Origin of the sequence: Janthinobacterium glycogeni (assembly GCF_051380725.1) — a bacterium.
Classification (GTDB): domain Bacteria; phylum Pseudomonadota; class Gammaproteobacteria; order Burkholderiales; family Burkholderiaceae_D; genus Janthinobacterium.
The window spans coordinates 467,494-486,126 of sequence record NZ_JBNYXP010000002.1 but is presented as its reverse complement, the minus strand read 5'-3'; the positions used below and the strand labels follow the sequence as shown (position 1 = coordinate 486,126).

The following is an 18,633-nucleotide window of genomic DNA, read 5'->3' as shown; positions in this document are numbered from 1 at the left end:
GCGGGGTTAATCCTGTGACATCAATTGTTCGATTTCAGCGACGCTCCTGGGCGCCGTGCTGAAGACTTCATGGCCTTGCGGCGTGACCAGCACATCGTCTTCGATGCGGATGCCGGTATGCCAGAACTGCTCGGGCACGCCCGTACCCGGGCGCACGTAGATGCCTGGTTCGACCGTCAGCACCATGCCCGGTGCCAAAGCGCGCCACGGCTTGCCGGGTGCGGTGGTGTCGCGGTAGGCGCCCACGTCGTGCACGTCCATGCCCAGCCAGTGGCTGGTGCCGTGCATGTAGAAGGGCATATAGGCCTTGTCGGCGATGACGTCCTGCGCGCTGCCGCTTTTCTGGCGGTCCAGCAAACCCAGGTCCAGCATGCCTTGCGCCAGCACTTGCACGGCCGCTTCGTGGATGGCGCTGTGCGGCAAGCCGGGGCGCACCATGTCCAGCGCCGCCTGTTGCGCCGCCAGCACCAGCTCGTACAGCGCCCGCTGCGGGCCGCTGAAACGGCCGTTGACGGGCCAGGTGCGCGTGATGTCCGAGGCATAGCCATCGAGTTCGCAGCCGGCGTCGATCAGGACCAGCTCGCCGTCCTTTAATACCGCGTTGTTGGCGCTGTAGTGCAGGATGCAGGCGTTGCCGCCGCCCGCCACGATGGAGGAATAGGCGGGAAACTGCGCCCCGCTGCGGCGAAATTCGTACAGCAGCTCCGCTTCGAGCGCATATTCGTGCATGCCGGGCCGCGTGGCACGCATGGCGCGTACGTGCGCGGCGCTGGAAATGGCGGCCGTGCGGCGCATCAGCTGCTGTTCCTGCGTGTCTTTCAGCAGGCGCATGGCGTCGAGCATGCCATTGATATCATGCGCGATGGCGGGCGCCGTGACGCCGCTGCGGGCCTTTTGCCGCACGTTATGCCGCCACAGCTTCACTTGCGCATCGAGGCTGCCGCCCAACGCATAGTAGATGGCGGGCGAGTCGGCCAGCAGGCGCGTCATTTCCACGTCGAGTTCTTCGATGGGGAAGGCGGCGTCAAAGCCGAAACTGGCGCGCGCCGCCTCGGGGCCGTGGCGGAAACCGTCCCAGATTTCGCGTTCCGTACTCTTGGCGCGACAAAACAGGATGGCGCGCGCGGGCGCCGTGGCGCTGGCGGCCACGAGGGCCACGGCGCTGTCGGGTTCCGTGTAACCGCTCAGGTAATAGAAATAGCTGTCGTGGCGATACGGATAATCGCAATCGCTGTTGCGCGGCACTTCGGGCGCCGTGGCGAGGATGGCCACGCTGCCCGGCAGCATCTGCGCCAGCAGCGCCGCGCGCCGTGCCGCGTAATTGGCCATCATGTTGCGCTGGCCTTGGCCGTGATGCCGTTGAGGGCGTCGAGCTGAGCCGGCGTGCCCACATTCGTCCATTCACCCGGATAGACTTCGCCGCCCACGCGGCCTTGGTCCGCGTAGCTGCGCAGCAGGTCGCCCAGTTTGGCGTGGCTGCCGGGCGCGATGCCATCGAACATCTCGGGACGGTATACGCCGATATTGGCGAAGGTCCACTTGGTCTCGTCCGTATTGTTGATCGCGAACAAGGTCAGGCCGAAGTCGCCCTTGGGATGGAAGTCGGGATTGGGCACCAGGTAGGCCCAGGCGATGTCGCGCTGGTCGGCCGGATACGGCGTGCCCAGCACATCCTTGTCGGCAAGCACGTCGAGCACTTGCTTGAAATCAAAGTAGGGGCAATAGATGTCGCCGGAAATGGCGAGGAACGGTTCCTCGCCCAGCAAATGGCGGGCCTGGGCGATGCCGCCCGCCGTTTCCAGCGGCGTGGTCTCGGGCGAGTACGCGATGCGCGCGCCATACGCGCTGCCGTCGCCCAGGGTTTCCTCGATCAGGTGGCCCAGGTGGGAATGGTTGATGACGATGTCCGTGATGCCGGCGCGCACCAGGTTCAGCACATGCCAGACGATCAGCGGGCGGCCGCGCACTTTCAGCAGCGGTTTGGGACAGGTATCGGTGAGCGGACGCATCCGTTCACCGCGGCCTGCGGCAAAGATCATGGCTTTCATGGGTAGTCTTTTCTGATTTGTTCAGTAATTTTTCTGTGGTTATGACATCGGACAAAACTGTAGCGAGCGGCAGTGATTTGTGGCCGAGAAGCGCAACCGTACTCTAGTACGGTGAGCATCGCCGGCCGCAAAGCGCGACGCGCAGCAGGTTTTGGCCGGTGTCATCAGAATGTGTAGCCGACTTGCGGCGTCTTGTTTTCGAGGGCATCGAGCAAACGCACCAGCGGCTTGAGTTCCGTGTAGCGGTTGGCCGTCTTGCGCACATAGTCGAGCACGGTCGGCAGGTCGCCCATGTACAGATCCTTGCCGTCGCGGTAATTCAGGCGCGCGAACAGGCCGAGGATTTTCAGGTGGCGCTGCAGGGCCGTGAATTCGAAATCGCGGTAGAAGGCGTCGATGTCGGGATTGACCGGCAAGCCCAGCTGCTTGGCGCGTTGCCAGTAGCGGATCACCCAGTCCAGCACCAGTTCTTCATCCCACTGGATATACGCGTCGCGCAACAGCGAGGCGATGTCGTAGGTGACGGGACCGAAGACGGCGTCCTGGAAGTCGAGGATGCCGGGATTGGGGATCGAACCATCATTGATGTGCATCAAATTGCGCGAATGGTAGTCGCGGTGCATGAATACTTGCTGCTGCGACAAGATATTCGCGGTGATGGCTTCGAAGACCTTGTCCAGCTGAGCTTGTTGCACATCCGTCAAGGTGGCGCCCAGGTGCTTGCCGATAAACCATTCCGGGAACAGATTCATTTCGCGCAGGATGAAGGCGCGGTCGAATTCGGGCAGCACGTCGGGTTGGCTGGCCAGCTGGATTTTCATCAAGGATTCCAGCGCTTCGGCATACAGCACGCTGGCATTGTCGTGGTTCAGGGCGTCGAGATAGGTGGTCGTGCCCAGATCGGACAGCAGCAGGAAGCCCTGCTCCAGGTCTTGCGCGAGGATTTCGGGCACGGACACGCCGGCGCCTGTCAGCAAGCCGGCCACCTTGACAAAGGCGGGCACGTTTTCGCGCTCAGGCGGCGCATCCATGGCGATCAGTGTCTTTCCTGATAATGTTGTGTTGCCTGGCAGCACATCGAGACGGTAGTAGCGGCGGAAGCTGGCGTCGCTGGAAGCGGGGCGGGCGGATTCGGGCGCGACGAGGTTAAGCGAGGTCAACCAGGCTTTCAACAGGGTCAGGCGAGCGTCGGCGGAGACCGGCGCGGTGGAGGAATTGGGGGAGAATGACATTAAGCGGCCTGTGGAATCGGGTTGATGGTGCAGATTCCCATATAATAAGGGATTCAAATTAAAAAATCGCCTGTCAATGGTGCTTGCCCCTTCCAATTCATGAGCTGGTTTTCGGCCTCCCCCCCTTCGCAGCGCTGGGCTTTCGCCATCAGCGCGCTCGTCGCCGCCACGACGGTGCCTGTCCACGCCCAGAAAGCACCGCGTCCGGTTCATGTGGAAGATCCCGACGCGCCCACCGTCATGACGGCGAACAGCATGAACGGTCGACCGGAAAGAGAGATCAATCTCGACCAGAATGTCGTGATTGAGCGCGGAAAAACCACAAAAATGACGGCCGATACAGCTTGTTACAAACAAGTTGAAGATCAGTTCGACGCCGAGGGTCATATCAAGATGTGGCGTTTCGGGGATTACTACACGGGTGACGTCTTGAAGCTGAACATGGAGACCGGCAAGGGTTTCCTGCTCAACCCGACATATCGCTTCGCAGTGGGCGGCGGCCAGGGCAAGGCCGAGCGCGTCGACTTCATCAATCCAGACGAAGCCAATGTTATCGAAGGCACCTACAGTACCTGCGAAGGGCCGAATCCGGACTGGTACCTGAAATCGAGCACCTTGAACCTCGATACGGGCCGCGACGTGGGCACGGGCAGCAAGACCATCATCTATTTCAAGGACGTGCCGATCCTGGGCACGCCGGGCATCTCGTTTTCGTTGTCGGGTGCGCGCCGCTCGGGCTGGCTGGCGCCCACGCCGGGCTTTGCCTCGAAGAACGGTTTCGAGCTGCTGATGCCGTATTACGTGAACATCGCGCCGAACCGCGACCTGACCCTGTATCCGCGCTACATCCAGCGGCGCGGTATCCAGCTCGGCGCGACGGGCCGCTACATGGGCGAGACGGATGCCGGCTTGTACAGCGGTGAAACGTCGTTTGAGTTCTTACCGAACGACAAGCAGACCAAGACCAACCGCTACATGATCAAGTCCAAGCACGAGCAGGCGCTGGCCAAGGGCTGGACTTACAGCTGGGATCTGCGCGAGGCGTCGGACAATAATTACCCGAACGATTTTTCGAAAACCGTCGCCACCGCCACCGAGCGCCAGTTGCTGCGCGAATTGCGCACCGATTACCGTACCGAGGACTGGAGCCTGACCGCGCGCGTGCAGAATTACCAGGTGCTGCAGGATCCCGATCCCAACGTGGTCGTGCCACGCCCGTATGACCGTTTGCCGACGGTGAACTTCCATGCTGGCAAATACGATGTCTGGGGCGGTTTCGACTGGACCTTTGACGCGGAAGCGACGCGCTTCGCGCATCCGACACAGGTGCAAGGCTCGCGCTTCGTCGCCGTGCCGCAGGTGAGTTTCCCCATCATGCGCCCTGGCTACTTCATCACGCCCAAGCTGATGCTCAATGCCAGCGCGTATCAGCTCGACAATGACGCTCGGACCAAGGCGCTATTTAAAACCACCTCGTTTACGCGCGCCGTGCCGACCTTCTCGGTCGACAGCGGCCTGGTGTTTGAACGCGACACGAATCTGTTTGGCGCCAAGGGCGGCACGCAAACGCTGGAGCCGCGCCTGTTCTACGTCTACACGCCGTACCGCGACCAATCGCAGTTTCCGAACTTCGATACGGCCGATGGCACGTTCAACCTGACGCAGATCTTCACGGAAAACCGTTTTGTCGGCAGCGACCGCATCGGCGACGCCAATCAGGTCACGGCCGCCATCGTATCGCGCTTCCTGCAATCGGACGGCACGGAGCGTATGCGCCTGACCTTCGGCCAGCGTTTCTATTTTGCCGACCAGCGCGTGCAGCTCAATTCGACGACGCCCGTCAACCAGTCGCGTTCCGATATCCTGCTGGCCGCAACGGGTCGCGTGTCCGAGACTTGGACCGTCGACAGCCTGGTGCAGTACAATCCCAGCGATCGCCAGTTGATGAGCTACAACTACACCTTGCAATATCAGCCTGGTGCCAAGAAAGTATTGAATTTCAGTAACCGTTTTCAACGTGGCGTGCTGCGGAATGCGGAAGTGTCGACGCAGTGGCCGTTGACGGACCGCCTGTACGGCGTGGGCCGCATCAGTTACTCCATCAAGGATCGCAGCATGCTGGAAAGCCTGGTCGGCCTCGAATACAAGGGCGACTGCTGGGTGTTCCGCATGGGAGCGCAGCGTTTCGTGACGACGACCAAGACTGTCTCGACGCCGATCTTCTTCCAGCTGGAATTGACGGGCTTGTCGAGTGGCCTGGGTCTGGGCGCGAATGGCCTGGAAACTTTTACAAAAACTATCCCTGGTTACCAGACATTGAGCCAGCCACTCCGTTAAGATAGTCACCGTTGCCGCCGCCGGTGTTCCCGGCGCTGGCACAAACCGGTTTTTTTCATTCACCTGAACTCATGAGCGCTCTACACATTATGCGTAATGCCAGTATGCACCAACTCAAAATTGCAACGGTTTTGTTGTGCGCCATTTCCGGCGCCACGACCAGTAGTGTCTGGGCGCAACAGGCTGCGCCAGCTCCTGCGGCCAAGCCCGCTGCCGCTGCCCCCGCGCCAGTCAAGGGATTTACGCCACCGGCGTCGAGCAGTGGCCAGACCATCGACTCCATCGCCGTCGTCGTCAATGACGATGTGATTACGCGCAATGAAGTGGCGGCCCGTATCAAGAGTGTGGAGCAGCGCATGAAAGCGCAGAACGTGCCCTTGCCCGATCCTGCCGACCTGCGTCGTCAATTGCTCGAACGTATGATTGTCGAGCGCGCACAAATGCAGCTGGCCAAGGAAATGGGCGTCCGCGTGGATGACCTGACTCTGGACCGCGCGATTGGGCGTATTGCTGAACAGCAAAAGATGACGGTGCAAGAGCTGCGCAACCAGATGGAAAAAGAAGGCACGCCGTTTGCGACCTTCCGCGAAGAAATCCGCGATGAAATCATCATGCAGCGCCTGCGCGAACACGAAGTTGACGCCAAGATCCAGATTTCCGACTCCGAAGTGGATAACTTCCTGGAAGCGGAAAAAGCGGCGGCCAGCGAACAGGTGGAGCTGAACCTGGCGCAAATTCTCGTGCGCATTCCGGAAAACTCCAGCCCGGAACAGATCGCCGCACGCCGCGCGCGCGCCGAAGAAGTCAGTCGCCAGCTGCGCACGGGCGCCGATTTCGCCAAGATGGCCGCCACCTATTCCGACGCCAGCGATGCGCTGAGCGGCGGCGATATCGGCTGGCGCAACAGCGACCGTCTGCCGCCCCTGTTCACGGAGCAACTGCTGAAATTGAAGCCGGGCCAGATCACGCCCATCATCAAGAGCAATACGGGCTTCCATATCCTGAAACTGGTGGACCGCCGCAGCGCCGCCGAGGCGCAAGCCGTGGCCGCCGTGCAGCAGACGCATGCCCGCCACATCTTGCTGAAAGTGACGCCGACCCTGTCGGCGGCCGAAGCCAAGCGGAAATTGCTGGAACTGAAAGAGCGTCTCGATAACAAGGCCGCCAAGTTCGAAGACCTGGCCCGTTTGTTCTCGAACGACGGTTCCGCGGCCAAAGGCGGCGACCTGGGCTGGCTGTATCCGGGCGACACCGTGCCGGAATTTGAAACGGCGATGAATGCGCTGAAACCGGGCGAAGTGAGCCAGCCGATCGAATCGAGCTTTGGCTTCCATCTGATCGAAGTGCTGGAACGTAAGAGCGACGACGTCTCGAAAGAGAAGCAGCGCGCTGCCGCACGCAATGCCTTGCGCGAACGCAAGCTGGAAGAAGCGACGGAAAACTGGGCGCGCGAAGTGCGCGACCGTGCTTACGTCGAATTCCGCGCGGACGACCAGTAATGCTGCTGACTGATTGCGCATGAGTAACTTGCCTGTTGTACGCCGCCCGGCCATCGCCATTACCTGTGGCGAACCGGCCGGTGTCGGCCCGGAAATTTCCATCCGCGCCGCCTGGGCCATGCGCCACGAGGTCAACTGCATCTTGCTGGGCGACGCCGCCTTCCTGGCACTCACCGCCACCCTGATCGATCCTGAGATCCGCCTGGCGGCGCTGTCGCTGCAAGCCGTGCGCAACAGCGGCTTGCCCCAGTTCGGACCCGGCCGCCTGGCCGTGATCGATATTCCCACTGTGAACAATGTCATTCCTGGCGTGCTGGACAAGGAAAACGGGCGTTCCGTGCTCGCGACCCTGGACGCGGCCGTGGAAGGCATAGCCGCCGGCTGGTTTGGCGCCATGGTCACGGCCCCTTTGCAGAAGAGCACGATCAACGACGCGGGCGTGGCCTTTTCCGGCCACACGGAATACCTGGCAGAAAAAACCGGCACGCCGCAAGTGGTGATGATGCTGGCCGGCGAACCGGGACACGGCGAGCCGACCCTGCGCGTGGCGCTGGCCACCACGCATTTGCCATTGAAGGACGTGTCCGCCGCCATCACGCTGGACAGCCTGGCCGTCACCCTGGATATTCTCCAGCTTGATTTGCAACAGAAATTCGGCATCGCCGCGCCGCGCATCCTCGTCACCGGCCTGAACCCGCATGCGGGCGAGGGGGGGTATCTGGGGCGCGAAGAAATCGATGTCATCACCCCGGCGATTGCGGCGGCGCAAGCGCGCGGCATCGATGCGCGCGGACCGTACCCAGCGGACACCTTGTTCCAGCAAAAATATCTGGCGGACGCCGACTGCGTGCTGGCCATGTACCACGACCAGGGTTTGCCGGTGCTGAAATACGCGACCTTCGGGCGCGGTATCAATATCACCCTGGGCTTGCCGCTGATCCGCACCTCGGTCGACCATGGCACGGCGCTGGACCTGGCCGCGCAAGGGCTGGGCCTGGCCGATTGCCACAGCATGGAACAGGCCCTGCAAACGGCGCTCGACATGCTGCGCGCGAGTACCCCGACCAGAGCATAGAGCGTAGGTCGGGTTCGCCGGCACGGCCTAACCCGACGCTGCTTGCTCAACCGATCCCGCCGGCCTGTGCCGGCTTTACCGCATTGATAGAAAACACATTATGAAACACGTTGCCCGCAAACGCTTTGGCCAGAACTTCCTGCATGACCGCTTCGTCCTTGACGACATCACGGCCGCCATCGGGCCGCAGCCGGACGATGCCATGGTCGAGATCGGCCCCGGCCTGGGCGCCATGACGGAGCAGCTGCTGCGCCATCTGAAGCAGATGCACGTGGTGGAACTGGACCGTGACCTGATCGTGCGCCTGGAAAAAACGTTTAATCCGGCCAAGCTGACGATCCATTCGGGCGACGCGCTGAAATTCGATTTCGCGCAAATCCCCGTGCCAGCCGGCCAGAAGTTGCGCATCGTGGGCAACTTGCCATATAACATTTCCAGTCCCCTGCTGTTCCACCTGGCGGACTTCGCGCCGCTGGTGCAGGACCAGCATTTCATGCTGCAAAAGGAAGTGGTCGAACGCATGGTGGCCGAACCGGGCAGCAAGGCGTATGGCCGCCTGTCCGTGATGCTGCAATGGCGCTACAAGATGTCGCTGCTGTTTATCGTGCCGCCGACGGCCTTCGACCCGCCGCCGAAAGTGGAATCGGCCATCGTGCGCATGATTCCCGTGGCCGAGCGCCTGGCGTGCGACCAGGCCACGCTGGAAGCTGTGGTCATGAAGGCGTTCTCGCAACGCCGCAAGGTGATCCGCAACTGCCTGGCCGGGATGTTTACGGAAGAGCAGATCAAGGCGGCCGGTATCGACCCGACCCTGCGTCCGGAAACCGTGGGCCTGGAGCAATACGTGGCACTGGCGAACTTATTGAAAGCGCCCGCGTAAACCTCGGGTTTCACTTAAAACCAATGATCGACCTGCTGCAAATCCTGGCGCAACGCTGAAAAACAGTCGTCCACATGGTGATTGCGGCTGATTTCATTGCGCCGCATCAGGGCGATCTTGCGCTTGCACGTGGGTTGGCGCAGCGGCGCCACATGCAGATCCTCGTCGTTGAGGAACGTCGTGTACAGGCTGGGCATGATGCCCACGGCGATGCCGGCGCGCACCACGCCGTACAGCGATTCGCTGTGGATCATCTGGTACAGGTTTGACGGGCTCAAGCCATGCTGGCGCAGGGCGCTCGAGGCGAACTCCCAGATGCTGCCCTTGGTAAACACGACGATCTCCTGGCCCGCCAGCTGTTCCCAGCGCACTTCCTTGAGCGGCGCCAGCGCATGGCGTCCCGCCGTCACCAAGACCAGCTCGTCCTCGAACAGGCCCACGCTTTCCAGCGAGACGGAACCGGGCACCTCGATGCCCACGCAAAAGTCCAGCTGGCCCGAATGCAGCGCATGCAGCAAGCCGTCGTTGGGCATGTCCGACAGGACGATTTCCACTTCATCGCCATGCTGCTCGCAGTAGCGCGCCACCACAACGGCCGTCATCGCCATGGCCGAGGGAATGGCGCCGATGCGGATACGGTGCCGGCCGCTGCCGATGGCGCGCTGGATATCGGCAAAGGTATTGCTCGCCGTATTCAATAAATGCGTAGCGTAGTCGAGTGCCAGCTTGCCTTCGCGCGTCAGTTCCAGCTGGTGGGTTGTGCGGTTAAACAACTTTTTTCCCAGTTGATTTTCCAGCAGCTTGATCGACGCGCTGAGGGCCGGCTGGGTCACGCACAATTCCTGTGCAGCCTTGCTGAAGCTGTTTACCCGGGCTAGGGTGGAAAACGCTTGTAAATGTCGTAAGGAAATCTTCTTGCTCAGTTCATGCATGGGCGTTGCTTATTAGAAAAAGTAATGGATTTATAAAAATAAACAAATTTTCTTATCCCGCAATTTACCATATTCTGGACTGGTCCTTACTTGTCTTGAAAGCAACAATATTCAGGAGAAGAGCCTGGAATGCGGTGCCGGCATGTGCGGCGGCGCACCAGGCAAGGGATGCATCAATAAAATAATTCCAAAAAAACTCAGGGTTTATTCTTTTTAGGGTGGCGGCGATGAACAAATGGATGACGGGAACGATGGTAGTGGGTGGCTTGCTGGCGGCGCACGGCGCGGCGCAGGCGCAAAGCAGCGTGCAAGTGTATGGACTGCTGTCGGCCGGTATCGGCTATGTGTCGGATGAGGGCAAGGGCAGCCGCACGCATGCGCTGAGCGGCACGAATCAGAATCCCCGCATCGGTTTCCGCGGCCAGGAAGACCTGGGCGACGGCACCAAGGCTATCTTCGTGCTGGAAAACGGTTTTAACGTGATGACGGGCACGGCTTCGCAAAGCGGCCGTCTGTTCGGCCGCCAGTCGTATGTCGGCCTGTCGAGCAACGACAAGGGTACGCTCACCCTGGGCCGCCAGTACGAAGCCGTCAAGGATCTGCTGGGTCCCGTGGTCATCGCCAGTAACGGCGTGCACATCGGCGACAACGACAATGGCTACAACAACCTGCGCGTGCAAAACGCCGTCAAGTATGTCAGCCCGAATATCAGCAACCTGTCGTTCACGGGCTTGTACGGCTTCAGCGAGAACCCGGAAGATTCGAACCGCAACCGCGTCTACAGCATGGGCGCCGGCTATAAGGTCGATGCCTTCAGCTGGGCCGTCGCCTACACCAAGATGGATCGCCCGAACAGCCCCGATGCGCCGAATGGCGCCATCGGCAATGATTATGCCAGTTCCCTGTTGATCTTCAACAAGAGCGCCGTCAAGGGCGCCGGCGTGGACAGCCAGGCCATCGCCGGCACGGGAGGCTTTTATAATGTGGGCAAGACCAAGTTTGGCGCCTTGTACACCAACGTGCGCTACCACTACCTGGATCAAAGCAATCTGACCCTGCAAAACGTGGACCTGAACGTGAACCACAAGCTGACGGAAGCGTTGAACCTGGGCGCGTCGTATTTCTATACCACCGGTAAATATGACGTGATCAACAAGACGCCGAAATGGCATCAAGTTAACTTCCAGGCCGATTACTTCCTGTCCAAGCGCACCGATGTCGCCATCACCTGGAGCTACCAGAAAGCGGCCGGCGATGCGACGTTCGCCCGCGTGTTCGGCTTTGGCGCCTCGGGCGGCAAGACGCAAAGCGTCCTGATCGTCGGCATGCGACATTATTTCTGAGTCTGATTCATCTTTACAGGCGCTGTCCCGCAGCGCCGTCCCCTGAAAGGAAGCATCTTGAAAAAGCACCTCATGTTGGCGTTGAGCCTAGGCTTGCTGGCCAACGCCGCCCACGCGGAAAAACGCGAGCTGGTCATTTCGGCCTATCCGATTGCCCAGCCCTTGTTCATGAAGTATGTGTACGAGCCGTTCAAGGCCAAATGCGGTTGCGATATCAAGGTGGAAACGGGGAATAATGCGGACCGCATCGCCAAGCTGGTGGTGCACGCCAAGAACCCGGTGATCGACCTGGTGCTGCTGTCCGATTCCGGCATGCTGGAAGCGGCGCAAAAAGGCGTGATCCAGCCCATGGATTACTCCAAGCTGAGCAATTACAAAGCCCTGTACGACGTGGCGAAAAACCCTATCGGCGGCAACTTCGCCGTCGGCTACACCTTGTATTCCGTCGGACTGGTGTACCGCAGCGACAAGGTTGCCCCGCTGACATCCTGGAAGGACCTGTGGCGCCCCGAACTGAAGGGCCGCGTGGCCTTTCCCGACGTGAGCACCACGCAGGGGCCCCTGATGCTGCGCATGGCCGACGCGGCCTGGGGCGGCAAGACGGACGACTATGCCACCGGCTTTGCGAAGATCGTCGGCATGAAGGGCAACGTCGTCACGTTCTCGAAAAACAGCGCGCAGCTGGCCGCGCTGTTCGCGCAGGATGAAATCTGGGCCGCACCCGTGGCGCGCTTTACCTGGTCGCAAATGCTCAAGACGGGCCTGCCCCTGAAATGGAGCATCCCGGCCGAAGGCCAGGCGGCCGGCATGAACGTGATGGGCATCGTTGCCGGGTCGAAGAATGCGGACCTGGCCTACCAGCTGATGGACTTCTGGCTGTCCAAGGAAGTGCAGACGCAGCTGGCGACCAATCTGGTCGACTCGCCCGTCAACAAGGACGTGCGCCTGTCGGTGGCGGCCGCGCAATTCAATACCTATGGCGCCGATCAAATCAGCTCGCTGAAATTCGTCAAGCCGGAAACCATCATCAAACAGCGCAGCAACTGGATGACGCAGTGGAACAAGGCCATGAGCAAATAGTGGTGACGAGGAGAAAACACCATGTTTGCTGATCCAAAAAAGCGCCTGGGACTGCTGCTGGTACTGCCGGCGCTGATCTTTATCGTCGTCTGCTTCCTGCTGCCCGTGCTGGCCTTGCTGATCGACGCCTTCCGCGTCGGCGACGGCATGCAGTGGGGTGTTGAGCGCTTCATCGCATTTTTCTCGCAGGAATTCAACCGCACCATCTTCTGGCGCACCCTGCGCATCGCCGCGCTGGTGACCCTGGCGTCGATTATCCTCGGCTATCCGGCCGCGCAAGCCGTGGCGCGCGTGTCGCCGAAGTGGCGCGGGCTGGTGGTCGGCATGATGATCTTGCCGCTGATGGTCTCGCCGATCGCGCGTACCTATGCGTGGATCGTGCTGCTGGGCCGTAACGGCGCCCTCAACGCGGCGCTCGTCAACATGGGTTTCACGGACGAGCCGCTGCGTTTGCTGTTCAGCGAGTTCGCCGTCTTTGTCGGCCTGCTGCAATTGCTGTTGCCATTGATGCTGATGTCGCTGGCGGGCGCGCTGGAAAACCTGCCGCGCGACGTGGAACCGGCTGCCGCCACCCTGGGCGCCAATCCATGGCAAGTGTTCTGCAAGGTCACCCTGCCGCTGACGCAGGAAGGCCTGGTGGTCGGCGGCACGCTGGTGTTTACGGGCTGCGTGACGGCCTATGTGACGCCGGCCCTCTTGGGCGGCACCAAGGTGCTGATGCTGGAAACGCTGCTGTACCAGAAGGTCAGCGTGGAGAGCGATTTCGGTGCCGCGAACGTCATCGCCGTCATCCTCGTCTGCATGACCCTGCTGGTGAATGCCGGCCTTAAACGTATTTCCTCGAGCCGGAGTTCCGTATGAAAGAAAGCCTGTTTTCACGTGCCGTCTTATGGCTGGTATTCCTGTTCCTGCTGGGGCCTTTCGCCATCGTCGTGCTGGCCGGCTTTTCCGGCGGCGAAACCCTGGCGTTCCCGCCCGAGTCGTACTCGCTGCGCTGGATCCTCGAAGTGTGGGCTGCGCCCGAGTTCCGCCGCGCCTTCCAGACCAGCCTGGAAATCGGCCTGATCGCCACCGTCATCGCGCTGCTGCTGGGCATACCCGTCGCGTATGCGTTTTCGCGCATGCCGCCGCCCGGTATCGGCGCCATCCGGCAAATCCTGACGTCGCCGCTGATCATTCCCGCCATCCTGGTCGGCCTGGGCTTGCTGCACCACCTGGTCCTGACGATCAATGCGCCCGTCTACGTGGGCCTGCTGATCGGCCATATCGCGCTGTTGATCCCGTACTCGGTGCGCGTGGTGTACGCCAGCCTGGTGAACCTGCGCGTGGATATCGAGGATGCCGCCATCACCCTGGGCGCGTCGCGCCTGCGCGCCTTCTTCATGATCGTGCTGCCGAATATCCGCAACGCCGTGATCGCCGCCTTCTTCCTCGCCTTCGTCACCTCGTTCAACCAGGTGCCCGTCTCGCTGTTCCTCACGGGCCCCGGCATCAGCACCTTGCCGATCGAGATGCTGGGCCATATGGAAAACAGTTTCGATCCGTCGATCGCTGCCCTGTCGACCTTGCTGGTCTTGTTCACCATGGCCTTCGTGATGGTGACCGAGAAGGTGCTGGGCATTTCTAAATACATGTAAGAGGCAACACACGATGAGTTATCTGGAACTGCACAAGCTGAACCTCGGCTACGCCAAGAACACGACGTCCGTGAAAGACCTGGACCTGCACGTCGAGCAGGGCGAGCTGATTTCCCTGCTGGGCCCCAGCGGCTGCGGCAAGACCACCACCATGCGCGCCATCGCCGGCCTGATGCCGCTGCAGTCGGGCCGCATCGTGCTCGACGGCCGCGAAATCGGCAAGCTGGCGCCGAACAAGCGCAATATCGGCATGGTGTTCCAGTCGTACGCGCTGTTCCCGCACCTGAACGTGTACGACAACATCGCATTCGGCCTGCGCCTGCGCAAGGTGGCGCCGGCGCTGCTGAAAACGAAAGTGGAAGCCGTGATCGCCGCCGTGGGACTGACAGGGTTCGAGACGCGCCTGCCGGCGCAGATGTCCGGCGGCCAGCAGCAGCGCGTGGCGCTGGCGCGCGCCATCGTCGTCGAACCGGCCTTGCTGCTGCTGGACGAGCCGTTGTCAAACCTGGACGCCAAGCTGCGCGTGCAGATGCGCGCCGAGCTGCGCCGCATCCAGCGCGAACTGGGCATCACCATGCTGTACGTGACGCATGACCAGGAAGAAGCGCTGGCCCTGTCCGACCGCATCGTCGTCATGAATGGCGGGCGCATCGAGCAGCTGGCCGCGCCGGAAGCCGTCTTCAATACGCCGTCGACGCGCTTCGTCGCCAACTTCATGGGTTTCGAAAACCTGTTCGATTACCGCGACGGCGCGCTGCACCACGCCGGCGCCAGCCTGCCGTACACGTCTCCCGTCGCTGCCGGCACCACGGTGCTGGGCTGGCGTCCGGACAAGGTGCGCGTCTGTGCCGCCGACGACGCGGCAGGTAACTACCCGGGCACCGTGCTGGCGCGCGGCTTCCTGGGCGACACCGTCGAATACCTGCTGCAAACGCCGCTGGGGCAGGTCAAGGGTATTTGCGCGGCTGGCGGCGCCGCCTGGCGCGAAGGCACGGCCGTCTCCTTCGTGCTGCCGTCCGACAGCGCGCTGTGGCTGGCTGCCTGATTTTTAACCTGAGACCATCATGACCCAAGCCTTGAAAAAGATCTGGCTCGACACCGACCCCGGTTTCGACGACTGGCTGACGATGCTGCTCCTGGGCAGCAATCCCGATATCGAGTGGCTGGGCGTGAGCGTGGTGGCGGGCAATGCGCCCGTCGTCATCACCTACGACAACGCCTTGCGCATCAAGGCCCATGACGGCTTGACGGTGCCGATCTACCGCGGCTGCGAAGAACCGCTGGCCGGCGTCATCGAGACGGCGCAGCGCATCCTCGGCGACAGCGGCATGCCGACCACGGGCGAGATCCTGCCGCCCGGCGCCGCCAGCGATGCGGCGGGCCATGCCGTCGACGCGCTGATCGCCGCCGTGCGCAAGTATCCTGGCCAGATCACCATCATGGCCATCGCGCCGATGACCAACCTGGCGACAGCCTTGAGCCGCGCCCCCGATATCGCGGAAAAAATCGTCGAAATCATCCTGATGGGCGGCTCGACCGACCAGGGCAATCATACGGCGGCGGCCGAATTCAATATCTATGCGGACCCGGAAGCGGCCGCCCAGGTCTTCCAGGCCGGTATTCCGCTGCGCATGTTCGGCTTGAACCTGTGCCGCCAGCTCTTGGTGACGAATGCGGAAGTGGAACGCCTGCGCGCCCTCGGCACGCCGCGCGCGCAGCGCCTGGCCGGCTACCTGGAAGCGTATGTGCGCATCCGCAGCGCCGACGGTTCCGTGCCCATGCCCATGTACGACCCGGTGGTGGCCCTGTACCTGGAAGCGCCGCAGCTGTTCCAGTTCCAGCCGGCTCACGTGGCCATCGAATTGACGGGCGAACTGACGCGCGGCATGACGGTGTGCGAATTCCGCGTGCCGCGCCGCGCCGCCATCAACACGCAAGTGGCGATGCTGGCCGATGGCCCCGCCGCCATCGAGCGCCTGATGCGCCGCCTGGCCGCCATTCTCGTCTGACCCACTTCACTACGAAACGAGCTTCATGTCTAATTCCCCCCTGAGCATCGAACAGTTTTTACGCGCCATGCCGAAGGTGGAGCTGCATTGCCACCTGTTCGGCACGGTGCGCCAGGCAACCTTCCGCGCGCTGGCCGCCAAGACGGGCAATGTCGTCACCCCCGAGGAAATCGACGCGTTTTACACGCGCGGCGACAAGCCCGTCGGCGTGCTGCGCGTGCTGCGCGCGCTCGACGCGCACCTGATCGTCTCGCCCACGGACCTGTATTGCCTCGCCTATGAATACCTGGAAGACGTGCATGGCCACGGTGTGCGCTATGCGGAGTTTTTCTGGAATCCGACCGGCACGGTGCGCGTGTCGGGCATCCGTTACGAGTCGGCGCAGGATGCCATCGTGGCCGCCATCCGCGACGCGCAGCGCGACTTCGGCGTCATCGGCCGCCTGATCCCCAGCATCGACCGCGAAGCGGCTCCCGCCGAAGCCGTGCAGATGGTGGAATGGATGAAGGCTTACCGCGCGCCGGAAGTGATCGGCATCGGCATCGACTACCGCGAAAACGACCGGCCGCCGGAACTCTTCATCGAAGCCTACCGCGCCGCGCGCGCAGCCGGCTTCAAGTGCACGGCGCACGCGGGCGAATTCGGCATGCCGTGGATGAACGTGGAGACGGCCATCGAGCAGTTGCAGGTGGACCGGATCGACCACGGCTACACTATCGTCGACAATCCTGAATTGGCGCAGCGCTGCGTGGAGCGGGGCCTGGTATTTACGGTCGTGCCCACCAATTCGTATTATCTGCGCACGCTGACGCCCGAACGCTGGGCGCTCGACCACCCGATCCGCGCCATGGCCAAGCTGGGTCTGAAACTGCATCCGAACACGGACGATCCAACCCTGCACCACGTGACGCCGACGGGCGCCTGGATGATGATGCGCGAATTCGGCTTCGGCCTCGACGACATGCGCGGCTTTATGCTGAATGGCCTCGACGCGGCCTGGATAGACGAGTCCACGCGGCGCGACTGGCGCGCGGAATTTGCGCGCGAATTCGACGCGCTGCGCGCAAGAGTCGTCGAAGAGTCTTAAGCCGATACGGGCGGCGGCAGCAGCAGTGACGGAAACGCCCGCTGCGGGCAGCTTTGGCGCTCGCACACCTTGCAGCCCGTGCCGATGGGCGTGGCGCTGGACGGGTCGTGCAAATCGAGCCCCTTCGAATAGATCAGCCGGTGCGCCTGCGAAATGTCGCAGCCCAGCGCCACGGCAAAGGTCTTGCCGGGCGCGCGGAAGCCTGGTGACGCCGTGCTGACCTGGCGCGCGATCCACAGATACGTGCAGCCGTCGGGCATGCTGGCCACTTGCGTCAGTACCTGGCCCGGATAGCTGAAGGCGTCGTAGACGATCCACAGCGGGCAGGTGCCGCCCACCCGTGAAAAGTGAAAGTCCGTGGCCGACTGGCGCTTCGAGACATTGCCCGCGCGGTCGACGCGCACGAAGAAGAAGGGCAGCCCCGCCGCATCGGGACGCTGCATGGTGCTCAGGCGGTGGCACACGGCCTCAAAACCCACGCCGAACTGGTGCGCCAGGCGCTCGATATCGTAGGCGCGCGTTTCCGCCGCCTGCAAAAAACGCTGGTACGGCATCAGCAGGGCGCCCGCAAAATAATTGGAAAACGCCAGGCGCGCGCCCGTTTGCGCGGCCGCGCCGGAGAGTCCCGCCGCCAGCACGAGGGAGTCGATCAGATCGCTGTGCTCGAGCAGGCTGATTTGCGCCGCCATCTGGAAGGCGCGCTGGCCGCCCGTCAGGGTGTCGGGCAGCCACAGGATGTGTTGCTGGGCGTCGTAGCGGTGCTTGCGCACCATGCCCGCATCGCCATCGGACAAGCGCACCTGGATGCCGTGGCGCTCCAGCAGCCGGCTTTGCAGCGCGTCGAGCGTGCGCAGTTGCGGGTCGAGTTCGCCCGCCACCAGTTCCGCCGCCCGGTCCAGTTCATCGATGTAGTTTTGCCGCCGGTTCAGGTATTCGCGCACTTCCTCGTCCGTGGAGGGCGCCGCCGAGCTGGCGCCGCGGCTGCCATCGTCGAGGCGCGCGGCCAGGGTATCGGCCCGTTCCGCCATCACGCGGTAGCGCCGCTGCAAGAGCAAAATCGAGCGCGCCAGTTCCGGCATATTCTCCACCAGCATTTTCAGTTCCGCCATCGAGGTGGGCGGCGCGTCGGGCAATTCGCCGAACACGTCGCGCACGTCGGCCACCAGGCTGGCGCTGTCGTGCTCGGAAAAGATCTGCGGATCGACCCCGAGTACCGTGCCGATGCGCAGCAGGATCGGCACCGTCAGCGGGCGCTGATTGCGCTCCATCTGGTTCAGGTAGCTGGGCGAGATGCCCAGGGCCTTGGCCAGCGCCACCTGCGTCATGCGCCGTTCCTCGCGCAGCCGCTGCAGGCGCACGCCCATGAAAACCTTCGCCATCGCGTTTCCTCTTCCCCGTTTGTGGAATCTGCAAATTTACAATCTTTGCAGATTAACAGATTCAGCTTTGCATTATCTCGCATTTTCACGCCTTG

Annotated in this window: 16 protein-coding genes; 11 read left to right on the top strand and 5 right to left on the bottom strand. The window is 62.1% G+C overall.

The genetic code is table 11. The features are described 5' to 3' along the window. Positions 1-6: 6 nt before the first annotated feature. From ACQ4W4_RS07785 to ACQ4W4_RS07775, 3 genes are all read right to left on the bottom strand, one after another. On the bottom strand, positions 7-1,329 hold the full coding sequence (locus ACQ4W4_RS07785) for an aminopeptidase P N-terminal domain-containing protein (protein WP_436541548.1): 1,323 nt from the start codon (positions 1,327-1,329) through the stop codon (positions 7-9). Then, positions 1,329-2,048, bottom strand: coding sequence for an N-acetylmuramate alpha-1-phosphate uridylyltransferase MurU (murU, locus tag ACQ4W4_RS07780; protein ID WP_436541469.1), 720 nt, complete (start codon positions 2,046-2,048; stop codon positions 1,329-1,331). Before murU ends, ACQ4W4_RS07785 begins: the two co-directional genes overlap by 1 nt. A 164-nt stretch (positions 2,049-2,212) precedes the next feature. Beyond that, positions 2,213-3,280 carry an aminoglycoside phosphotransferase family protein gene (locus ACQ4W4_RS07775; protein WP_436541468.1) on the bottom strand — a complete coding sequence of 356 codons (1,068 nt, stop codon included), beginning with the start codon at positions 3,278-3,280 and terminating at the stop codon, positions 2,213-2,215. 99 nt (positions 3,281-3,379) lie between these two features. Here ACQ4W4_RS07775 and ACQ4W4_RS07770 point away from each other — a divergent pair, with 99 nt between their 5' ends. The 4 genes from ACQ4W4_RS07770 to rsmA all read left to right on the top strand — a co-directional run bounded on the left by ACQ4W4_RS07770 (position 3,380) and on the right by rsmA (position 9,071). Continuing rightward, positions 3,380-5,617 carry an LPS-assembly protein LptD gene (locus ACQ4W4_RS07770; RefSeq protein WP_436541467.1) on the top strand — a complete coding sequence of 746 codons (2,238 nt, stop codon included), beginning with the start codon at positions 3,380-3,382 and terminating at the stop codon, positions 5,615-5,617. Positions 5,618-5,721: 104 nt separating this feature from the next. Further along, positions 5,722-7,116 carry a peptidylprolyl isomerase gene (locus ACQ4W4_RS07765; RefSeq protein WP_436541466.1) on the top strand — a complete coding sequence of 465 codons (1,395 nt, stop codon included), beginning with the start codon at positions 5,722-5,724 and terminating at the stop codon, positions 7,114-7,116. 19 nt (positions 7,117-7,135) lie between these two features. After that, positions 7,136-8,191 (top strand): 4-hydroxythreonine-4-phosphate dehydrogenase PdxA, encoded by a 1,056-nt coding sequence (gene pdxA / locus ACQ4W4_RS07760; protein WP_436541465.1) that lies wholly within the window; start codon positions 7,136-7,138, stop codon positions 8,189-8,191. 100 nt (positions 8,192-8,291) lie between these two features. After that, positions 8,292-9,071, top strand: coding sequence for a 16S rRNA (adenine(1518)-N(6)/adenine(1519)-N(6))-dimethyltransferase RsmA (gene rsmA / locus ACQ4W4_RS07755; protein WP_034745667.1), 780 nt, complete (start codon positions 8,292-8,294; stop codon positions 9,069-9,071). Between the two features lie 14 nt (positions 9,072-9,085). Here the strand turns inward: rsmA and ACQ4W4_RS07750 are convergent, their stop codons facing one another. Further along, entirely contained in the window at positions 9,086-10,003 is a 918-nt protein-coding gene (locus ACQ4W4_RS07750; RefSeq protein WP_436541464.1) for a LysR family transcriptional regulator, read from the bottom strand. Between the two features lie 227 nt (positions 10,004-10,230). On the opposite strand from ACQ4W4_RS07750, the gene ACQ4W4_RS07745 reads away from it, so the two are divergent. Genes ACQ4W4_RS07745 through ACQ4W4_RS07715 form a run of 7 tightly spaced genes read left to right on the top strand, consistent with a single transcriptional unit; the run spans position 10,231 to position 17,159 of the window. After that, the gene (locus tag ACQ4W4_RS07745) at positions 10,231-11,346 is read left to right on the top strand and encodes a porin (protein WP_230501727.1); all 1,116 of its coding nucleotides are present in this window, start codon (positions 10,231-10,233) and stop codon (positions 11,344-11,346) included. A 57-nt stretch (positions 11,347-11,403) separates the two neighbouring features. Next, positions 11,404-12,426 carry an ABC transporter substrate-binding protein gene (locus tag ACQ4W4_RS07740; protein WP_230501729.1) on the top strand — a complete coding sequence of 341 codons (1,023 nt, stop codon included), beginning with the start codon at positions 11,404-11,406 and terminating at the stop codon, positions 12,424-12,426. 21 nt (positions 12,427-12,447) lie between these two features. Continuing rightward, a complete protein-coding gene (locus tag ACQ4W4_RS07735) occupies positions 12,448-13,287 on the top strand; it encodes an ABC transporter permease (protein WP_436541463.1) in 840 nt (279 codons plus the stop codon). Continuing rightward, a complete protein-coding gene (locus ACQ4W4_RS07730) occupies positions 13,284-14,063 on the top strand; it encodes an ABC transporter permease (RefSeq protein WP_070290842.1) in 780 nt (259 codons plus the stop codon). The genes ACQ4W4_RS07735 and ACQ4W4_RS07730 overlap by 4 nt, the downstream gene beginning before the upstream one ends. A gap of 13 nt (positions 14,064-14,076) precedes the next feature. Beyond that, the gene (locus ACQ4W4_RS07725; RefSeq protein ID WP_436541462.1) at positions 14,077-15,108 is read left to right on the top strand and encodes an ABC transporter ATP-binding protein; all 1,032 of its coding nucleotides are present in this window, start codon (positions 14,077-14,079) and stop codon (positions 15,106-15,108) included. A 19-nt stretch (positions 15,109-15,127) separates the two neighbouring features. Next, positions 15,128-16,072, top strand: coding sequence for a nucleoside hydrolase (locus ACQ4W4_RS07720; RefSeq protein WP_436541461.1), 945 nt, complete (start codon positions 15,128-15,130; stop codon positions 16,070-16,072). Positions 16,073-16,097: 25 nt separating this feature from the next. After that, a complete protein-coding gene (locus ACQ4W4_RS07715; protein ID WP_436541460.1) occupies positions 16,098-17,159 on the top strand; it encodes an adenosine deaminase family protein in 1,062 nt (353 codons plus the stop codon). Here ACQ4W4_RS07715 and ACQ4W4_RS07710 read toward each other — a convergent pair. Then, positions 17,156-18,538 (bottom strand): short-chain fatty acyl-CoA regulator family protein, encoded by a 1,383-nt coding sequence (locus tag ACQ4W4_RS07710; RefSeq protein WP_436541459.1) that lies wholly within the window; start codon positions 18,536-18,538, stop codon positions 17,156-17,158. The two genes, ACQ4W4_RS07715 and ACQ4W4_RS07710, sit on opposite strands and share 4 nt — an antisense overlap. Between the last annotated feature and the right edge of the window lie 95 nt (positions 18,539-18,633).